This is a genomic window from Pseudonocardia sp. ICBG162, assembly GCF_020496225.1.
Classification (GTDB): Bacteria; Actinomycetota; Actinomycetes; order Mycobacteriales; family Pseudonocardiaceae; genus Pseudonocardia; species Pseudonocardia alni.
In genome coordinates this window covers 140,958-157,944 of sequence record NZ_JAHLJD010000023.1, presented here as the reverse complement: position 1 = coordinate 157,944, position 16,987 = coordinate 140,958, and the positions used below count along the sequence as shown (strand labels likewise).

Annotated in this window: 17 protein-coding genes; 12 read left to right on the top strand and 5 right to left on the bottom strand. The window is 72.3% G+C overall.

Annotated features, from left to right (window positions below):
• The first annotated feature begins 327 nt into the window (after positions 1-327).
• Entirely contained in the window at positions 328-1,584 is a 1,257-nt protein-coding gene (locus KPL60_RS23005) for an aspartate aminotransferase family protein (protein ID WP_208819275.1), read from the top strand.
• 73 nt (positions 1,585-1,657) lie between these two features.
• Here KPL60_RS23005 and KPL60_RS23000 read toward each other — a convergent pair whose 3' ends face one another.
• Positions 1,658-2,806 (bottom strand): Mrp/NBP35 family ATP-binding protein, encoded by a 1,149-nt coding sequence (locus KPL60_RS23000; RefSeq protein WP_062400483.1) that lies wholly within the window; start codon positions 2,804-2,806, stop codon positions 1,658-1,660.
• A 133-nt stretch (positions 2,807-2,939) separates the two neighbouring features.
• On the opposite strand from KPL60_RS23000, the gene KPL60_RS22995 reads away from it, so the two are divergent.
• Positions 2,940-3,422, top strand: a complete 483-nt coding sequence (locus tag KPL60_RS22995; protein WP_226367164.1) for a MarR family winged helix-turn-helix transcriptional regulator — start codon at positions 2,940-2,942, stop codon at positions 3,420-3,422.
• A gap of 14 nt (positions 3,423-3,436) precedes the next feature.
• Here the strand turns inward: KPL60_RS22995 and KPL60_RS22990 are convergent, their stop codons facing one another.
• Together KPL60_RS22990 and KPL60_RS22985 are read right to left on the bottom strand one after the other, a co-directional pair.
• Positions 3,437-3,976 (bottom strand): DUF1003 domain-containing protein, encoded by a 540-nt coding sequence (locus KPL60_RS22990; protein ID WP_226367163.1) that lies wholly within the window; start codon positions 3,974-3,976, stop codon positions 3,437-3,439.
• Complete coding sequence (locus KPL60_RS22985; RefSeq protein WP_226367162.1) at positions 3,969-5,285, bottom strand: magnesium transporter MgtE N-terminal domain-containing protein; 1,317 nt, start codon at positions 5,283-5,285, stop codon at positions 3,969-3,971. Before KPL60_RS22985 ends, KPL60_RS22990 begins: the two co-directional genes overlap by 8 nt.
• Positions 5,286-5,351: 66 nt before the next feature.
• On the opposite strand from KPL60_RS22985, the gene KPL60_RS22980 reads away from it, so the two are divergent.
• From KPL60_RS22980 to KPL60_RS22950, 7 genes are all read left to right on the top strand, one after another.
• Positions 5,352-6,278 carry a PhzF family phenazine biosynthesis protein gene (locus tag KPL60_RS22980; protein WP_226367161.1) on the top strand — a complete coding sequence of 309 codons (927 nt, stop codon included), beginning with the start codon at positions 5,352-5,354 and terminating at the stop codon, positions 6,276-6,278.
• 165 nt (positions 6,279-6,443) lie between these two features.
• The gene (locus KPL60_RS22975; RefSeq protein ID WP_226367160.1) at positions 6,444-7,403 is read left to right on the top strand and encodes a CoA ester lyase; all 960 of its coding nucleotides are present in this window, start codon (positions 6,444-6,446) and stop codon (positions 7,401-7,403) included.
• 77 nt (positions 7,404-7,480) lie between these two features.
• Complete coding sequence (locus tag KPL60_RS22970; RefSeq protein WP_226355324.1) at positions 7,481-8,674, top strand: acyl-CoA dehydrogenase family protein; 1,194 nt, start codon at positions 7,481-7,483, stop codon at positions 8,672-8,674.
• A 166-nt stretch (positions 8,675-8,840) separates the two neighbouring features.
• Positions 8,841-9,362: a general stress protein gene (locus KPL60_RS22965; protein ID WP_062400497.1), complete on the top strand. Its 522-nt coding sequence runs from the start codon at positions 8,841-8,843 to the stop codon at positions 9,360-9,362.
• A gap of 146 nt (positions 9,363-9,508) precedes the next feature.
• Positions 9,509-11,746 carry a carbon starvation CstA family protein gene (locus KPL60_RS22960; protein ID WP_226367159.1) on the top strand — a complete coding sequence of 746 codons (2,238 nt, stop codon included), beginning with the start codon at positions 9,509-9,511 and terminating at the stop codon, positions 11,744-11,746.
• Positions 11,704-11,958, top strand: a complete 255-nt coding sequence (locus tag KPL60_RS22955) for a YbdD/YjiX family protein (protein ID WP_226367158.1) — start codon at positions 11,704-11,706, stop codon at positions 11,956-11,958. The genes KPL60_RS22960 and KPL60_RS22955 overlap by 43 nt, the downstream gene beginning before the upstream one ends.
• A gap of 154 nt (positions 11,959-12,112) precedes the next feature.
• Positions 12,113-13,501 (top strand): methyltransferase domain-containing protein, encoded by a 1,389-nt coding sequence (locus KPL60_RS22950; protein WP_226367157.1) that lies wholly within the window; start codon positions 12,113-12,115, stop codon positions 13,499-13,501.
• A gap of 60 nt (positions 13,502-13,561) precedes the next feature.
• Here KPL60_RS22950 and corA read toward each other — a convergent pair whose 3' ends face one another.
• On the bottom strand, positions 13,562-14,668 hold the full coding sequence (gene corA / locus KPL60_RS22945) for a magnesium/cobalt transporter CorA (RefSeq protein ID WP_226367156.1): 1,107 nt from the start codon (positions 14,666-14,668) through the stop codon (positions 13,562-13,564).
• Between the two features lie 363 nt (positions 14,669-15,031).
• Between corA and KPL60_RS22940 the strand changes: the two genes are divergently transcribed.
• A complete protein-coding gene (locus KPL60_RS22940) occupies positions 15,032-15,535 on the top strand; it encodes a MaoC family dehydratase (RefSeq protein WP_226355328.1) in 504 nt (167 codons plus the stop codon).
• Between the two features lie 109 nt (positions 15,536-15,644).
• On the opposite strand, the gene KPL60_RS22935 is transcribed toward KPL60_RS22940, so the two are convergent.
• Positions 15,645-16,049, bottom strand: a complete 405-nt coding sequence (locus KPL60_RS22935) for an NUDIX hydrolase (protein ID WP_226367155.1) — start codon at positions 16,047-16,049, stop codon at positions 15,645-15,647.
• A gap of 109 nt (positions 16,050-16,158) precedes the next feature.
• On the opposite strand from KPL60_RS22935, the gene KPL60_RS22930 reads away from it, so the two are divergent.
• Together KPL60_RS22930 and KPL60_RS22925 are read left to right on the top strand one after the other, a co-directional pair.
• On the top strand, positions 16,159-16,311 hold the full coding sequence (locus tag KPL60_RS22930) for a hypothetical protein (RefSeq protein ID WP_167379107.1): 153 nt from the start codon (positions 16,159-16,161) through the stop codon (positions 16,309-16,311).
• A gap of 4 nt (positions 16,312-16,315) precedes the next feature.
• Positions 16,316-16,873, top strand: coding sequence for a PH domain-containing protein (locus KPL60_RS22925; protein ID WP_226355330.1), 558 nt, complete (start codon positions 16,316-16,318; stop codon positions 16,871-16,873).
• Positions 16,874-16,987: the final 114 nt, after the last annotated feature.

Below are 16,987 nucleotides of genomic sequence, written 5' to 3'. Positions count from 1 at the left end.
CGGCCCCGCGCCGGCGCCGGGCGGCTCCACGGCGCGCCGACCACCCGCGTCGCGCCTGCGCCGAGATGCAGCCCACCGGGCGGTGGAGATCGACAACTCCCGCTGAGCTGCATCTCGACGCCGCCGACGCCTGTCCGCGCGTCCGCGCGGGCCCGTCCGGGGCCCCGGCGCCGGGGCGGTCCGGGCGCGTGCTGCGTATCGGTGAGCAGAGCAAAGGCGGGCCCGACCGACCCTTGCCCGGACCCACTCGCCCGTGTTTCCCTAGGATTGTCGACAACTCGACAACCCGAGACGCACCACCCTCGACGCATCAGGAGCTGCGAACCCATGGCACAGCTGTCCCCGCTGCTCAAGCAGGCCACCCCGGTCCAGGCCGCCCGCGGTGAGGGCGTCTACCTGTACGACACCGACGGGCGCCGCCACCTCGACTTCACCGCCGGCATCGGCGTCACCTCCACCGGGCACTGCCACCCGACGGTCGTCGCGGCGGCGCAGGAGCAGGTGGCCACGCTGATCCACGGCCAGTACACGACCGTCATGCACCAGCCGCTGCTGACGCTGGTCGAGCGGATGGGCGACGTGCTGCCCGAGGGCATCGACTCGGTGTTCTTCACCAACTCCGGTTCCGAGGCCGTCGAGGCGTCGGTGCGGCTGGCCCGCCAGGCCACCGGCCGGCAGCTGATCGTCGCGTTCGACGGCGGCTTCCACGGCCGCACCATGGGTGCCGCGGCGCTCACCACCTCCGGGGCGAAGATCCGGGCCGGGATCGCCCCGATGATGGGCGGGGTCGCGTTCGCGCCCTTCCCCTACGCCTACCGCTACGGCTGGTCCGAGGAGCAGGCCGTCGCGTTCGCCCTGTCCGAGCTCGACCGGCAGCTGGCGAGCACCGCGCCGGCGTCCGACGTCGCCGCGTTCATCGTCGAGCCGGTGCTCGGCGAGGGCGGCTACGTCCCGACCCCGCCCGCGTTCCTGCACGGGCTGCGCGAGCGCGCCGACCGCCACGGCATCCTGCTGATCGCCGACGAGGTCCAGACCGGCTACGGCCGCACCGGGAAGTTCTGGGGCCACCAGCACGCCGAGGGCCTCACCCCGGACATCATCGTCACCGCCAAGGGGCTCGCGTCCGGCTTCCCGCTCTCGGCCATCGCCGCGCCGAAGGCCCTCATGGAGAAGGCGTGGCCCGGCTCGCAGGGCGGCACCTACGGCGGCAACGCCGTCGCCTGCGCCGCCGCGCTCGCCACGCTCGAGGTCGTGCAGGGCGAGGGCCTGGTCGAGAACGCCCGCGTGCAGGGCGAGAAGCTCCTCGCCGGCGTCCGGGACGCCGCGCAGGGCATCGCCGCCATCGGCGACGTCCGCGGCCGGGGCCTGATGGTCGGCATCGAGTTCGTCGACGCCGACGGCAAGCCCGACGGCGCCACCGCCGCGAAGGTGCACGCCGCGGCCGCCGCGCAGGGCCTGCTCCTGCTGACCTGCGGCGTGTACGGCAACGTCGTCCGGATGATCCCGGCGCTCGTCGTGACCGCCGAGCAGGTCGACGAGGGCCTGGCGCTCTGGACCAAGGCGCTGAACGACGCGCTGTCCTGAGATCCGCCCCGGGGGAACGGACGAGGCCCCGCACACCGGCCGGTGTGCGGGGCCTCGTCGTCGGAGGTGCGGGTCAGCGCCCGACGGGGGAGATGTTCAAGCTCATCCCGGCCAGACCGCGGGCCTTCACGGTCAGCTTCTCCGCGATGGCGTCGAGGGCCTGCGCCGCGGCCGACTCGGGCTTGCCGAGCACGATCGGGGTGCCGGCGTCGCCGCCCTCGCGCAGCGCGACGTCGAGCGGGATCTGGCCCAGCAGCGGCACCGTGGTGCCGACCGTGCGGCTCAGCGAGTCCGCGACGATCTGCCCGCCGCCGGAGCCGAAGATCTCGTTGCGCGAGCCGTCGGGCATCTCCATCCAGGACATGTTCTCCACGACCCCGGCCAGGCGCTGGCGGGTCTGGGTGGAGATCGACCCGGCCCGCTCGGCGACCTCGGCGGCGGCCTGCTGCGGTGTGGTGACGACCAGCAGCTCGGCGTTCGGCACGAGCTGGGCGGTGGAGATGGCGACGTCGCCGGTGCCCGGGGGCAGGTCGAGCAGCAGCACGTCCAGGTCGCCCCAGAACACGTCGGCGAGGAACTGCTGCAGCGCGCGGTGCAGCATCGGGCCACGCCAGACGACCGGGGTGTTGCCGTCGGTGAACATGCCGATCGAGATGACCTTCACGCCGTGCGACTGCGGCGGCATGATCATGTTCTCGATCTTGGTGGGCCGGTCCGCGGCGCCGATCATGCGCGGGACCGAGTGGCCGTAGATGTCGGCGTCGACCACGCCGACCTTCATCCCGCGCCGGGCCATGGCCGCGGCCAGGTTGACGGTGACGGAGGACTTGCCGACGCCGCCCTTGCCGGACGCCACGCAGAACACGCGGGTCAGCGAGCCGGGCTGGGCGAAGGGGATGACGGGCTCGTCGGCGTCGCCGCGCAGCGAACGGCGCAGCTCGGTGCGCTGCTCGTCGCTCATCACGTCGAGCTCGACCTCGACCCGCTCGACGCCGGGGACCTTCGAGACCGCCTCGGTGACGCGGGAGGTGATCGTCTCGCGCATCGGGCAGCCCGCGACGGTCAGGTAGACCCCGACGTGGGCGAGGCCGTCGGCGGAGACGTCGACGCTCTTGACCATCCCCAGCTCGGTGATCGGCTTGTGGATCTCCGGGTCCTCGACGGTGCCGAGGGCTGCGCGCACGGCCTCGACGACGGTGCTGGTGCTGCCGGTGACGGACATGGGCTCCTACGACCTCTTTCCTCTCGCGTCACCCCATGCTACGTGGGTGGTTCCGGGGGCTCCGGGTCACCGGCGGTGTCGCCCGGCACGTCCGCGCTGACGAGGTGGTGCGGGTTTCTCTAGCATCCCTGCGATGGACGAGACGAGCGGCACCCCGACGCGCGAGCACCCGGCGCGCCGCCGCGTGGTCCCGACCCCGGCCGAGCTCGCGTCCTGGCGCAGCTTCCTGCGCGCGCACGCGGGCATCACCAAACAGCTCGAGACCGAGCTGGAGGGCGAGCAGCAGCTGTCCCTGGCCGCCTACGACGTGCTGGTCCAGCTGTCCGAGGCGCCCGACCACCGGCTGCGGATGACCGAGCTGGCCGACGCCGTGCTGCTCTCCCGCTCCGGGGTCACCCGGCTCGTCGACCGGCTGGAAAGGGTCGGGCTCGTCGCCCGGGCCAAGGTCGCCGACGACGGCCGCGGGGTCACCGCCCGGCTCACCGACACCGGTTACGACCGCCTGCGCACCGCCGCGGTCACCCACCTGCGCGGGGTCCGCGCGCACTTCGTCGAGCGGCTCGACGCCGACGACCTCGCCGCGCTCGAGCGCATCATGGGCCGCCTGGTCCCCTGAGCGCTCCCGAGCGCTCAGCGCTCCTTCTTGCGCATCTTCTTCCGGGCACCCGGCTCGACCGGGACCTCCTCGCCGCGGCTGCGGGCCACCGCGTCGTCGAGCCGGTCACCCAGCTTCTCCAGCTCGCCGCGCAGGTAGTCCCGGCTCGCGGTCTCCCCGACGGCCAGGCGCAGCGCCGCCAGCTCCCGGGCGAGGAACTCGGTGTCGGCCTTCGTCCGCTCGGCGCGGCGCCGGTCCTCGTCCAGCGCGATCCGGTCCCGGTCGTCCTGCCGGTTCTGGGCCAGCAGGATCAGCGGTGCGGCGTACGCGGCCTGGGTGGAGAACGCCAGGTTGAGCAGGATGAACGGGTACGGGTCCCACTGGATCGACCAGGCGACCATGTTCAGCGCGATCCACACGACGACGATCACCGTCTGGATCGCGAGGAAGCGGCCCGTCCCGAGGAACCGGGCGATCCGCTCGGAGAAGCGGGCGAAGCCGTCCGGGTCCACCTCGAACCGCCGACGCCCGACGCGCGGCTGGTCCAGCCGCCGTCCGATCCCGGGCTCAGGCACCGTGCACCTCCCCGTCGTGCGTGCGGTCGCCGGCGCCGTTCGCGGCCCGCACCGCGCCGCCGTGCACCTCGCCCGGGGCGAGGTCGCGGTCGCGCCAGCCCTGCGGCAGCAGGTGGTCCAGCACGTCGTCGACGGTGACCGCGCCCAGCAGGTGGTCCTCGGCGTCGACGACCGGGCCCGCCACCAGGTTGTAGCTGGCGAAGTAGCGGGTCACCTCGCCGAGCCCGGCCTCGGGCCCCAGCTGCGGCAGGTCGGCGTCGACCATGCCCGCGACCAGCTCGAACGGCGCCGCCCGCAGCAGCTGCTGGGCGTGCACGCAGCCCAGGTAGCGCCCGGTCGGGGTCGCGGTGGGCGGGCGGACGACGAACACCATCGACGCCAGCGCCGGGGGCACCTCCGGGTTGCGCACCCGGGCGAGCGCCTCGGCGACGGTCACGTCCGGCCCCAGCGTGATCGGCTCCGGGGTCATCAGGCCGCCCGCGGTGTCCCACTCGTAGCGCAGCAGGCGGCGCACGGGCTCGGACTCGTCGGGCTCCATGAGCTCCAGCAGCCGGCCGGCCTCGTCGTCGTCGAGCTCGCCGAGCAGGTCCGCCGCGTCGTCCGGGCTCATCGCCTCCAGGACGTCGGCGGCACGGTCGTCGTCGAGGTAGCCGAGCAGCTCGCGCTGGTCGGACTCGGACAGCTCCTCGAACACGTCGGCGAGCCGCTCGTCGTCCAGGGCGTCGACGACGTGGCGCTGCCGGTCGTCGGGCAGCCGCGACAGCGCCGCGGCGACGTCGGCCGGGCGCATCGAGTCGAACACCGCGAGCAGCCGGTCCGCGCCCTGCGCGGCGGCGACGTCGAGCCCGGACACGGCCTCCCAGCCGTACACCTCGACCCGCGGCCTGCGCGCCAGCCGGGTCCGCCGAAACCGCAGCGCCACCTTGGTGATCACCCAGTCCCGGGTCCGGCTCGGCTCGACCGCGACGTCGACGACCGAGCCCTCGGTCCCGCCCTCGCGCACCGTCGCGGGGGAGTTCAGCAGCTGCCCGAGCACGAGGGTCTCGTTGGGACGCTGGTCGAACGAGCGCAGGTTCACCGAGCCGCTGGCCAGCGTCACTGCGGTCGGCGCGATGTCGGCGACCCGCAGCATCGGCACGAAGATGCTGCGCCGTGCGGACAGGTCCACGACCAGGCCCAGCACCCGCGGTGGATGACTGTCCACGCGCAGCGACACCACGATGTCGCGGACCTTGCCGATCCGCTCGCCGTCCGGGCCGTAGACGGCCAGGCCGGCCATCCGCGCGACGAACACCCGTACCGAGGCCATGGCGCCGAGACTAGAACCCCCGGCGGTACCGCGGCCGCCCCGACCGTGTGACTAGGCTCGCCCGCCGTGAACGAGCCGCAGCACGATCCCGGCCAGGACCCCGAACCCCTCCGCTTCGACATCGTCGACGTGTTCACCGACCGTCCCTACGCCGGTAACCCGCTGGCCGTCGTGCACGGCGCCGAGGCGCTGTCCACGGCCCGGATGCAGGCGATCGCGCGGGAGTTCAACCTGTCGGAGACGACCTTCCCGCTGGCCCCGACCGGCGACGGCGAGGGCGGTGCGGACTACCGGGTGCGGATCTTCACCCCGCTCTCCGAGCTCGCCTTCGCCGGGCACCCCAGTGTCGGCACGGCCTGGGTGCTGGCCCGCGACGGCGTCATCGGCGAGGGCGACCGCGTGCAGGAGTGCGGCGCCGGGCTGCTGCCCGTGCGGGTCGACGACACCGGCGCCCGGGTGTGGGGCGGCACGCCGTCGGTCGGCGCCGAGCTGAACGCCGTCCGCCTCGCCGCCGCGCTCGGCCTCGGCCCCGACGACGTCGACGGCGCCGCCGTGCCGGGTGTGGCCGGGGCCGGGACCGACTTCGCGATCCTGCTCGTCGTCGCCGGCGCGGTCGCCCGCGCGGTGCCCGACCCCGCGGCGCTGGCCGCCGCGGTCGCCGACAGCGGCGCGACCGGGCTGCTCGTCGCCGCCGTCGACGCCACCGCCGAGCGGGTCCACGCCCGCATGTTCGGCATCGGGATCGGGGTTCCCGAGGACCCGGCGACGGGCTCGGCCGCCGTCGCGCTCGGGATCTTCCTCGCCGACCGCGGTCTGGTCACCGACGACGGCGAGCACTCCTTCGTCGTGACCCAGGGGGTGGAGATGGGCCGTCCGTCCACGTTGTACGCCGGCGTCCGCACCGAGGGCGGCCGGGCCGTCGGGAGCTGGGTCGGCGGGACCGTCGTCGCGGTGGCCAGGGGCTCCCTGACCCCACCTCCCGAACAGGGGTGACCGACGGGTAACCCCACCTGACCACCGGCGGGTGAGAAACCAATCACCTGGACGGGGCGCCGCGGCCGTCGTCGTGCCAGCATCAGTCCCCAGCCCGAGCGCCCGTGTCGTGACGACGTCGTCGCCGCGACGCGGGCGAGGACGATCTCGACGAGGAGCCCGCCTGTGAGCACCACCCTCCGCGCCCGCCGGTCCTGCCTGGCCGTGCCCGGATCGAGCCAGAAGTTCATCGACAAGGCTCGCACGCTGAACTCCGACCAGGTCTTCCTGGACCTGGAGGACGCCTGCGCCCCGCTGGCCAAGCCGGGTGCCCGGACGACCATCGTCGAGGCGCTGAACGAGGGCGGCTGGGGCGAGAAGATCCGCGTCGTCCGGGTGAACGACTGGACCACCGAGTGGACCTACCGCGACGTCGTCGAGGTCGTCGAGGGCGCCGGCGCCAACCTCGACGCGATCATGCTGCCGAAGGTGCAGACCCCCGAGCAGGTCGTCGCGCTGGACCTGCTGCTGACCCAGATCGAGAAGACCAACGGTCTCGAGGTGGGGAAGATCGGCATCGAGGCGCAGATCGAGAACGCGCTGGGCCTGACCAACGTCAACGCCATCGCCACCGCGTCGCCGCGGGTCGAGACGATCATCTTCGGCCCGGCCGACTTCATGGCCTCGATCAACATGAAGTCCCTGGTCGTTGGCGAGCAGCCCCCCGGCTACGACGTGGGCGACGCCTACCACCACATCCTCATGTCGATCCTGATGGCGGCCCGCGCGCACGACAAGCAGGCCATCGACGGGCCGTACCTGCAGATCAAGGACATCGACGGGTTCCGCCGGGTCGCCGGCAGCTCCGCGGCCCTGGGCTTCGACGGCAAGTGGGTCCTGCACCCCGGCCAGATCGACGCCGCCAACGAGACCTTCTCCCCGGCGCAGAGCGACTACGACCACGCCGAGAACATCCTCGACGCCTACGAGTACTTCACCTCCGAGGCCGGCGGGAAGCGCGGCGCGGCGATGATCGGTGACGAGATGATCGACGAGGCCAGCCGCAAGATGGCGCTGGTGATCTCGGGCAAGGGCCGGGCCGCGGGCATGACCCGCACCGACAAGTGGACCCCGCCGGAGGCGTGAGAGCAGCGTGCGGAACGAACCGCAGCGCTGAGTCCCGCCCCGCCCGCCCCGACCGCAGCCGTTCAGGAGGAACACCCATGGCCCGGCTCGCCCAGACCGCCGGTCTGACCGACATCCAGACCGAGATCCTGTCCACCGTCCGCAGCTTCGTGGACAAGGAGATCATCCCGCACGCGACGGCCCTGGAGCACGCGGACACCTACCCGCAGGACATCGTCGACGGGATGAAGGAGATGGGGCTGTTCGGCCTCATGATCCCGGAGGAGTACGGCGGCCTCGGCGAGTCGCTGCTCACCTACGCCCTGGTCGTGGAGGAGATCGCCCGCGGCTGGATGAGCGTCTCCGGCGTGATCAACACCCACTTCATCGTGGCGTACATGCTCCGCCAGCACGGCACGCAGGCGCAGAAGGAGAAGTACCTGCCGCGGATGGCCACGGGCGAGACCCGCGGCTCGTTCTCGATGTCCGAGCCGGACCTCGGCTCCGACGTGGCGGCGATCAAGACCCGCGCGAAGCAGGACGGCGACGACTACGTCATCGACGGCGCCAAGATGTGGCTGACCAACGGTGGCACGTCGAACCTGACCGCGGTGCTGGTGAAGACCGACGAGGGCGCCGAGCGCCCGCACCAGAACCTGACGACCTTCCTCGTCGAGAAGCCCACCGGCTACGGCGAGGTCGCTCCCGGCCTCGTCGTCCCGGGCAAGATCGACAAGATGGGTTACAAGGGGGTCGACACCACCGAGCTGGTGTTCAAGGGCCACCGGATCTCCGGTGAGCAGATCCTCGGCGGGGAGCGCGGCAAGGGCTTCGCGCACATGATGGACGGCGTCGAGGTCGGCCGCGTGAACGTCGCCGCCCGTGCCTGCGGCATCGCGATCCGGGCCTTCGAGCTGGGCGTCGAGTACGCCCAGCAGCGCTCGACCTTCGGCAAGCCGATCGTCCAGCACCAGGCGATCGCGTTCAAGATCGCCGAGATGGCGACCAAGGTCGAGGCCGCGCACCTGATGATGGTCAACGCCGCACGGCTGAAGGACCGCGGCGAGCGCAACGACGTTGAGGCCGGCATGGCCAAGATGCTCGCCTCGGAGTACTGCAAGGAGGTCACCGAGGAGGCGTTCCGCATCCACGGCGGCTACGGCTACTCCAAGGAGTACGAGATCGAGCGCCTCATGCGCGAGGCGCCGTTCCTGCTCATCGGCGAGGGCACCTCGGAGATCCAGAAGACGATCATCTCCCGGGGTCTGCTGCGCGACTACAAGCTGCGCTGACCGCACCCGCGGCCACGGCCCCGTACCCCGTCCCGGGGTGCGGGGCCGTGTCGTCCGGTCGGTGGGGTGTGACCTGCGGCTCCGCGACTAGTGTTCGGGGCACGTCGCGGTCCGGTCGAACGTTGCACCGACGACGAGACAGGACATCTTCTACGAGGAGCACGCCATGACCAACCCCTTCGGCGGCCAGACTCGTCCGGCTCCGGGCCTGCCGCAGCTGCCCACTCCGCCGACCGGGTGGCCGGTGGGCTCCTACGCCACCTACGAGGAGGCGCAGCGGGCCGTCGACCACCTCGCCGACTCCGACTTCCCGGTCGCCGACGTGACGATCGTCGGCGTCGACCTGATGCTCGTCGAGCGGGTCATCGCCCGCCTGACCTGGGGCCGGGTGCTCGCCTCCGGCGCGGCGCAGGGCGCCTGGCTGGGTCTGTTCGTCGGTGTCCTGCTGTTCGTGTTCTCCCCGGACGGCAACTTCCTGCCCATCGTCGTCGGCCTGGTGTCCGGCGCGGTGTTCTTCATGGCCTTCGCCGCGGTCAGCTACAGCGCGAGCAAGGGTCGCCGGGACTTCCAGTCCGCCAGCCAGATGGTGGCGGGCCGCTACGACGTCCTGTGCGAGCCGCGCAACGCCGAGCGGGCCCGCGAGATGCTGGCCAAGCTGGCGATGGGCGGCCCCGGCGGGGGCTTCTGACCGGCTCCCTGCCCGCCCGCACGACCCCGCGGCCGTCGTCACCCGACCGGGTGGCGGCGGCCGTCGTGCGTCGGCAAGCGGACATCTGTTCCCACACGGCACACCGCCTCCTATAGTTCGCGCGTCGGACATATCGGAGGGGCGCGATGACACAGGTGTCGGGCGGACCGGCGGAGCGTGAGCTCCCGCCGGCGGCGGTGGACGAGGAGGTGCTCCTCGCCGAACAGCGGACGTGGACACCGTTGAAGATCGCGGTGTGGGCGGGCATCGCCCTGCTGGGCGGTCTGGCGTGGGTGATGCTCGCGCTGGTGCGCGGGGAGACGGTCAACGCGATCTGGTTCGTGTTCGCCGCGGTGAGCACCTACGCGATCGCGTACCGGTTCTACTCCCGCTACATCGAGAACAAGCTGCTGCGCCCGGACGACCGGCGCGCCACCCCGGCCGAGTACAAGGAGAACGGCCAGGACTTCCTGCCGACCGACCGGCGGGTCCTCTACGGCCACCACTTCGCCGCGATCGCCGGTGCCGGTCCGCTGGTCGGACCGGTCCTGGCCGCGCAGATGGGGTACCTGCCCGGCACGATCTGGATTATCGTCGGCGTCATCGTCGCCGGCGCGGTCCAGGACTACCTGGTGCTGTTCTTCTCGATGCGCCGTGGCGGCCGCTCGCTGGGCCAGATGGCCCGTGAGGAGCTCGGCCGGGTCGGCGGGATCGCGGCGATCATCGCGACCCTCGCCATCATGATCATCCTGATCGCGGTGCTCACGCTGGTCGTGGTGAACGCGCTCGGGGAGAGCCCGTGGGGCGTCTTCTCGGTGGCGCTGACCATCCCGATCGCCCTGTTCATGGGTGTCTACCTGCGGTACCTGCGGCCCGGGAAGGTCTCCGAGGTCTCCTGGATCGGCTTCGTGCTGCTGATCGGCGCGATCGTCGCCGGCGGCTGGGTCTCCGAGACCGGCTGGGGCCAGGCGCTGTTCACCCTGGACCGGACGACCATCGCCTGGGGCGTGATCGTCTACGGCTTCGTGGCCGCGGTGCTCCCGGTCTGGCTGCTGCTCGCCCCGCGCGACTACCTGTCGACGTTCATGAAGATCGGCACGATCGTGCTGCTCGCGGTGGCGATCATCGTCGTCCGCCCCGAGCTCGCGGCGCCCGCGTTCAGCGAATTCGCCGGCCGGGACGACGGCCCCGTCGTCGCCGGGTCGCTGTTCCCGTTCCTGTTCGTGACGATCGCCTGCGGCGCGCTGTCCGGCTTCCACGCCCTGATCTCCTCGGGCACCACGCCCAAGCTGGTCGAGAAGGAGCGCCAGACCCGGTTCATCGGCTACGGCGGCATGCTCATGGAGTCCTTCGTGGCGATCATGGCGCTGGTCGCGGCGCTGTCGATCGACCGCGGGCTCTACTTCGCGATGAACGTCCCCGCGTCGCTGACCGAGGGCACCGTCGAGGGCGCGGCCGCATTCGTGAACTCGCTCGGCCTGATGAACGTCAACGTCACCCCCGACCAGCTCGCGACGACCGCGGCGCTGGTCGGCGAGGAGTCGATCGTCTCCCGCACCGGGGGTGCGCCGACGCTGGCGGTCGGCCTGGCGAACATCATGCAGCAGTTCATCGGCGGGCCCGGGATGATGAGCTTCTGGTACCACTTCGCGATCATGTTCGAGGCGCTGTTCATCCTCACCGCCGTCGACGCCGGCACCCGGGTGGCGCGCTTCATGCTGCAGGACGCGATCGGCACCGTCGCCCCGAAGTTCAAGGACACCTCGTGGCGGCCGGCCGCCTGGATCTGCACCGGGCTGATGGTCGGTGCCTGGGGCGCGATCCTGCTGATGGGCGTGACCGACCCGCTGGGCGGGATCAACACGCTCTTCCCGCTGTTCGGCATCGCGAACCAGCTGCTGGCGGCGATCGCGCTCGCGGTCTGCCTGGCGATCGCGGCCCGGCGCGGGCACGTGCGCTACCTGTGGATCATCGTCGTGCCGCTGGCGTTCGCCGCCGTCGTGACGGTCACGGCGTCGATGTACAAGATCTTCTCCTCGAACCCGAAGATCGGGTACTGGGCGCAGCACTTCGCCTTCCGGGAGGCCATCGCGGCCGGGGAGACGAGCTTCGGCACCGCGGGCACCCCGCAGGCGATGGCGGCCGTCGTCCGCAACACCTTCGTCCAGGGCACGCTGTCGATCCTGTTCGTGACGCTCGCGATCGTCGCCGCGGTCCTGGCCGCCTGGAGGTCGATCTCGATGGGCGGTCGCCCGGACAACGAGGAGGAGCCGGTGCCCTCGCGGCTCTACGCCCCGGCCGGCCTGGTCGCGACCCCGGCGGAGAAGGAGCTGGAGAAGCAGTGGACCGAGACGGTCGGCACCCCGGCCCGGTCGGGGCACTGACCGTGGCGGCACCGACCGTGGCGGCCACGACGCTGGCCCGGCTGCGGGCGCTGCACGGCTGGTGGCGCGGGGTGATCGGGGCGGACCTGTACGACCGCTACCTCGACCACCACCGTCGCAGCGGGCACGACCACCCGCCGATGACCGAGCGGGAGTACTGGCGGGCCCGCACCGCGTACCAGGAGAGCAACCCGCAGGGCCGCTGCTGCTGAGGCGGCACCCCGCCTCCGGCCGGACCCGCTGCGCCGCACGGGTGGCCGGGGCTCCACGTTCGGCCCAGCGCGCCCTCCCGGGTGGGTGTCACACCCCACCGGGGAGGGCGCGTCGGGTTCCGGACACGGGCCGCTGCGGGCAGGATCAGGCCCCGTGAGCGGCGAGGCGTGGCAGGAGAGCGACCAGATCCGCCCGGCCACGGTGCACCGTGCCTACGGGCGGGGTGCCGCGGGCTTCGACGCCTTCGTCGCGACCCTGCCCGGCTACCGCACCCACCTGCGGGTGTCGGCGTCGCGGATGGGCCTGGGCGACGGCCACGGTCTGCGTCTGCTCGACGCCGGCTGCGGCACCGGGGTGTCCACCGAGGCGCTGCTGACCAGCGTCGGGGGTGCCGAGGTGGTCGCGGTCGACGCGTCCGCGGAGATGCTCGCCGTCGCCCGGAAGAAGAACTGGTCGCCCCGGGTGACGTTCGTGCACTCCCGGCTGGAGACCCTCGCCGAGGCCGGCGTCGAGGGCCCGTTCGACGGGATCCTCGCGTCCTTCCTGGTGTCCAACCTGCCCGACGCCGAGCACGGCCTGCGCCGGCTGCTGAGCCTGCTCGCGCCCGGCGCCCCGCTGGCGGTGCACGACTACGCCGTCGGCGGCCGGAGCCGGATGCGCTGGACGACGGCGAACTGGACCTGGATGCTCCCGATGGCCTCGCTGCGCTGGGGGGCCGCGGACCTCGCCCGCTACCGGGCCAGGCGGATCGCGACGGCCGGTGGGCCCGAGCAGATGGTGCACCGGATGGAACGGGCCGGCTTCGACGACGTCCGCGTCCAGACCGTCGGCGGGGTCCAGCAGCACCTCGTGCACACGTTCCTGGGACGGCGCCCCGACGAGCCCGACGTGGTGGGGGAGCGCCAGGAACGCCGCGCCCGCCGCTCGGCCATCGCCGCCGCGGGGTGGCGGCCCCTCCGGGACGAGCCCGCCCCGGCTCCCGAGGACACGACCGAGCCCGTCGACGAGGGCGGCCCCGAGGACCCCGGCTACGCCGAGACGCTCCCGGAGCAGGTGCTCGAGGGCGACGGGGTCGAGGTGGGGGAGGGCGACGCCGACGTCGCCGCGGACCCGGACCCGTCCGGTGCGCCGGGTGGCCGCGATGCCGGTGTCCCCGCCGCGATCGACCCCGACCGGGGTGTGCCCGGTGCGGTGGACGACCCCGCCCCCGCCGAGGACGACGACCCGGACACGCGCCCGCGCGGCCACGCCGTCGCCCGGGCGCTGCGGTACGGGCTGCCGGGCTCCCGTCCCGACCCCTCCGACCCCGGCGCAGCCGAATCCGACCCCGGCGCAGCCGGACCCGACCCCGACGCTGCCGAGCCCGGACCTGCCGGACCCGGCGCCACGGGCCCCCGGCGCCCCACACCCGGCCCCCGCCCGCGTCGCCCGGTCGGGCTCCGGCGCCCCGGCCCCCCGCGGCCGCGCCCCGGGGACGCGCCCCCGCCCGCCGGGGACGACGACGAGCCGCCGACCCCGCCGACGGGCACCCGCCGGGTCTGACCGGCGGGACCGACCCCGTCGACGGGCACCCGCCGGGTCCGACCGGCGGGCGTCCCGGGGCTACAGCCAGCCGTTGCGGCGGAAGTTGCGGTACAGCAGCCCGCACAGCGTCGCGATGACGATCAGGACCATCGGGTAGCCGAAGTCCCAGTGCAGCTCGGGCATCGAGTCGAAGTTCATGCCGTAGACGCCGGCGATCATCGTCGGCACCGAGATCAGGCCCGCGTAGGCGGTGATCTTCCGCATGTCGTTGTTCTGCCGCATGCTGATCTTCGCGAGGACCGCGTCGACCAGGGTGGTCAGCAGCTCGTTGAAGCCGGCCACCTGCTCGGCGACGCCACCGAGGTGGTCGTCGACGTCGCGGAAGTACGACCGCACGTCGTGCGGGACCAGCGCGCTGTAGCCCTCGGCGAGCTTGCGCATCGGTCCGACCAGCGGCATCACCGCACGGCGCAGGTCGAGGATCTCGCGCTTCATGACGTAGATCTGCTCGGGGTTCATCGTCGAGCGCGGCGAGAACACCTCGGCCTCGACGGCGTCGATGTCGTCCTCGATCTGCCCGCAGACCTCGATGTAGGAGTCGACGACGTGGTCGGCGATCGCGTGCAGCACCGCGGCCGGGCCGAGGGACAGCTGCTCCGGGTCGTCCTCGAGCCGTCGCCGGACCTCCCGCAGGCCGGTGTGGCGGCCGTGCCGGACGGTCACGACGAAGTCGCGCCCGAGGAAGGCCATGACCTCACCGGTCTCGACGATCTCGTTCGACGTCGTCGGGTCGGCGTGCCCGACGTAGCGGACGGTCTTGAGCACCATGAACAGCGTGTCGTCGTAGCGCTCGAGCTTGGGGCGGTTGTGCGCGTGCACCGCGTCCTCGACGGCGAGCTCGTGCAGCCCGTAGGTCTCGGCGACGCCGGAGATCTGCTCCTCGTCCGGCTCGTGCAGCCCGATCCAGACGAAGCCCTCACCGCGCTCGCGGACCTCGGCGATCGCCTCGTCGTGGGTCCAGCGGCCGGGGAGCCGGTGGCCGTCGACGTAGACGGCGCAGTCGACGACGTAGGCGGACAGCGGGACACGCAGCCGGACGGGCGGGCTCGCGGCGGCCCGCGCCGCGGCGCGCTCGGCGCGGCGGGACGGGCGGATGGTGGGGCGGAGCTGGGAGAGCGAGGGCATCACGAGGACCACCTCCGGGCGTGCCGGTGCGGCTCGGGGGCGAGCGGCACCGGGGAACGGTGCGACCGCGCAGGGCGGCCGCCGGGCCGGAACTCGCCTCCCGCCGGGATCAGCCCGTGACGTACTCCGGAGCCGTGTGCAGCGGGAGGCGGCACCTACTGCTCGCCGGTGTCTGGGACTCGGACACCGCACTCACCTCCCTGCTGTTCGGCGGACGTCCTGTGTCTCGTCCGTGCGCCCGTGGACGTCACTGTGATGTGACATCCCCGACCGCGCACGTGTGAGCCGGACCGCCCTTCCTCGCGCGGGCCACCGGATAGATTACTCCCGCAACGAATCGACAGCGTGATGGGAGCGTGAACGGTGCAGTTCGGGCGCTACTACGAGGAGTTCGAGGTCGGTGCCGTCTACAAGCACTGGCCCGGCAAGACGGTCACCGAGTACGACGACCACCTGTTCTGCCTCCTCACCATGAACCACCACCCGCTGCACATGGATGCGCACTACGCGGAGGAGACGACCGACTTCGGCAAGAACGTCGTGGTCGGCAACTACATCTACTCGCTGCTGCTGGGGATGTCCGTCGCCGACGTCTCCGGCAAGGCGATCGCCAACCTCGAGGTCGAGTCGCTCAAGCACACGAAGCCGACCTTCCACGGCGACACGATCTACGGCGAGACCACGGTCCTCGACAAGACCGAGTCGAAGTCGAAGGACGACCGCGGCGTCGTCTACGTCGAGACGATCGGCTACAAGCAGGACGGCACCGTCGTGTGCACCTTCCGCCGCAAGGTCATGGTGCCCAAGCGGTCCTACGGCGACAGCCGCGGAGGGGAGCAGCCCGGCCGCCCCACGCCGCAGGTCTGACCCGCGGCACACCACGCCGACACCGGCCCCCGACTCCGTCCCGGAGCGGGGGCCGTCGTGTGTCACCCACACGCATACCGCGGGGCCGGACGGGCACCCGCCGTGGCGGTCAGGTCCGGGGCAGGCAGTCCCAGCCGCCGAGGGTCTCGGTGAGGCCCTCGACGACGGCCAGCGCCGCGTAGTCCGCACGGTCGACGAACCGGGCGTCGGTGGCGTCGTCGCCGGCCCGCGGGGTGCCGTCGCCGGGCGCGAGGGTGCAGACGTAGTCGGCGATCCGGTACGGGCCGCGGAGGACGACCCCGGCCAGGCGCCCGGGGACGACCGTCAGACCGGTCTCCTCGGCGAGCTCGCGGACCACGGCCTCGTGCTCGCTCTCGCCCGCCTCGACCCGGCCGCCGGGGACCGACCAGAGCCCCCGACCAGGCTCGTTCGCCCTGCGGACGAGCAGCAATCGTCCGTCCGGGTCGAACACGATTCCACCCACGCAGGCGACGTGTCGGCTACTGTCGGTCATCCGGAACGACGGTACGCTGCTCGGGTGCCGGTACCGGGGCCAGTCGGCCCTCCGGTACCAATGACATGTCTGTGTGTCCGACACACCGAGAAACGGGTGGGCAGGGAACGTGAAGAAGATCCTGATCCTGGTAGCGGTGGCGCTGGGGATCTTCCTGGTGATCACCAATCCCAATGGTGCAGCCGGTTCGGTCTCGAACGTGGGCAACATCCTCTACGACGCGGCGCAGTCCGTCTCGACCTTCGTCACCAACCTGATCTGAGCCCGTGCTCGCGCCCCGGGAGATCGACGAGTATCTGCTCCCCACGGAGCGGCGCGTCATCCGTGTGCGCCAGCACTGGGCGGTGATGGTCAAGCACATCTGGCAGACGGCGCTGTTCATCATCGTGGTGATCGGTGTCGAGCAGCTGCTCGACCGGCCCGGGATCGACCCGGTGCTGGACGTCGTGATCGACAACCTGGCGTTCTACCTGGTCGTCGTCGCGGTCCTGCGCTACACGGCGCTGTCGATCCTGTGGTGGATCGAGCGGATCGTGATCACCGACAAGCGGGTGATGATCGCCCAGGGGATCATCGTGCACAACGTCGGCATGATGCCCCTGGGCAAGGTCACCGACCTGACGTTCCAGCGTTCGCTGTCCGGGCGCATGCTCGGCTACGGGACGATGGTCGTCGAGTCCGCGGGCCAGATCCAGGCGCTGAACCGCATCGACTACATGCCGCGCCCCGAGGAGATCTACGAGGCGCTCTCCGAGCTGGTCTTCGGGGAGAAGGGCAAGACCCGCGCGACCGGCATGCTCGCCAAACCGCGCTGGCGGCGCTGACCCGCCGCCACCTCCCCCGGGAGCGCCGCACCGGCGCCCCGGAACGGCCGTCCCGACGCGGGGCCGCGCACCGTGCGCGGCCCCGCGTCGTCGTGTGCGCGCCCGGCGTCCGGG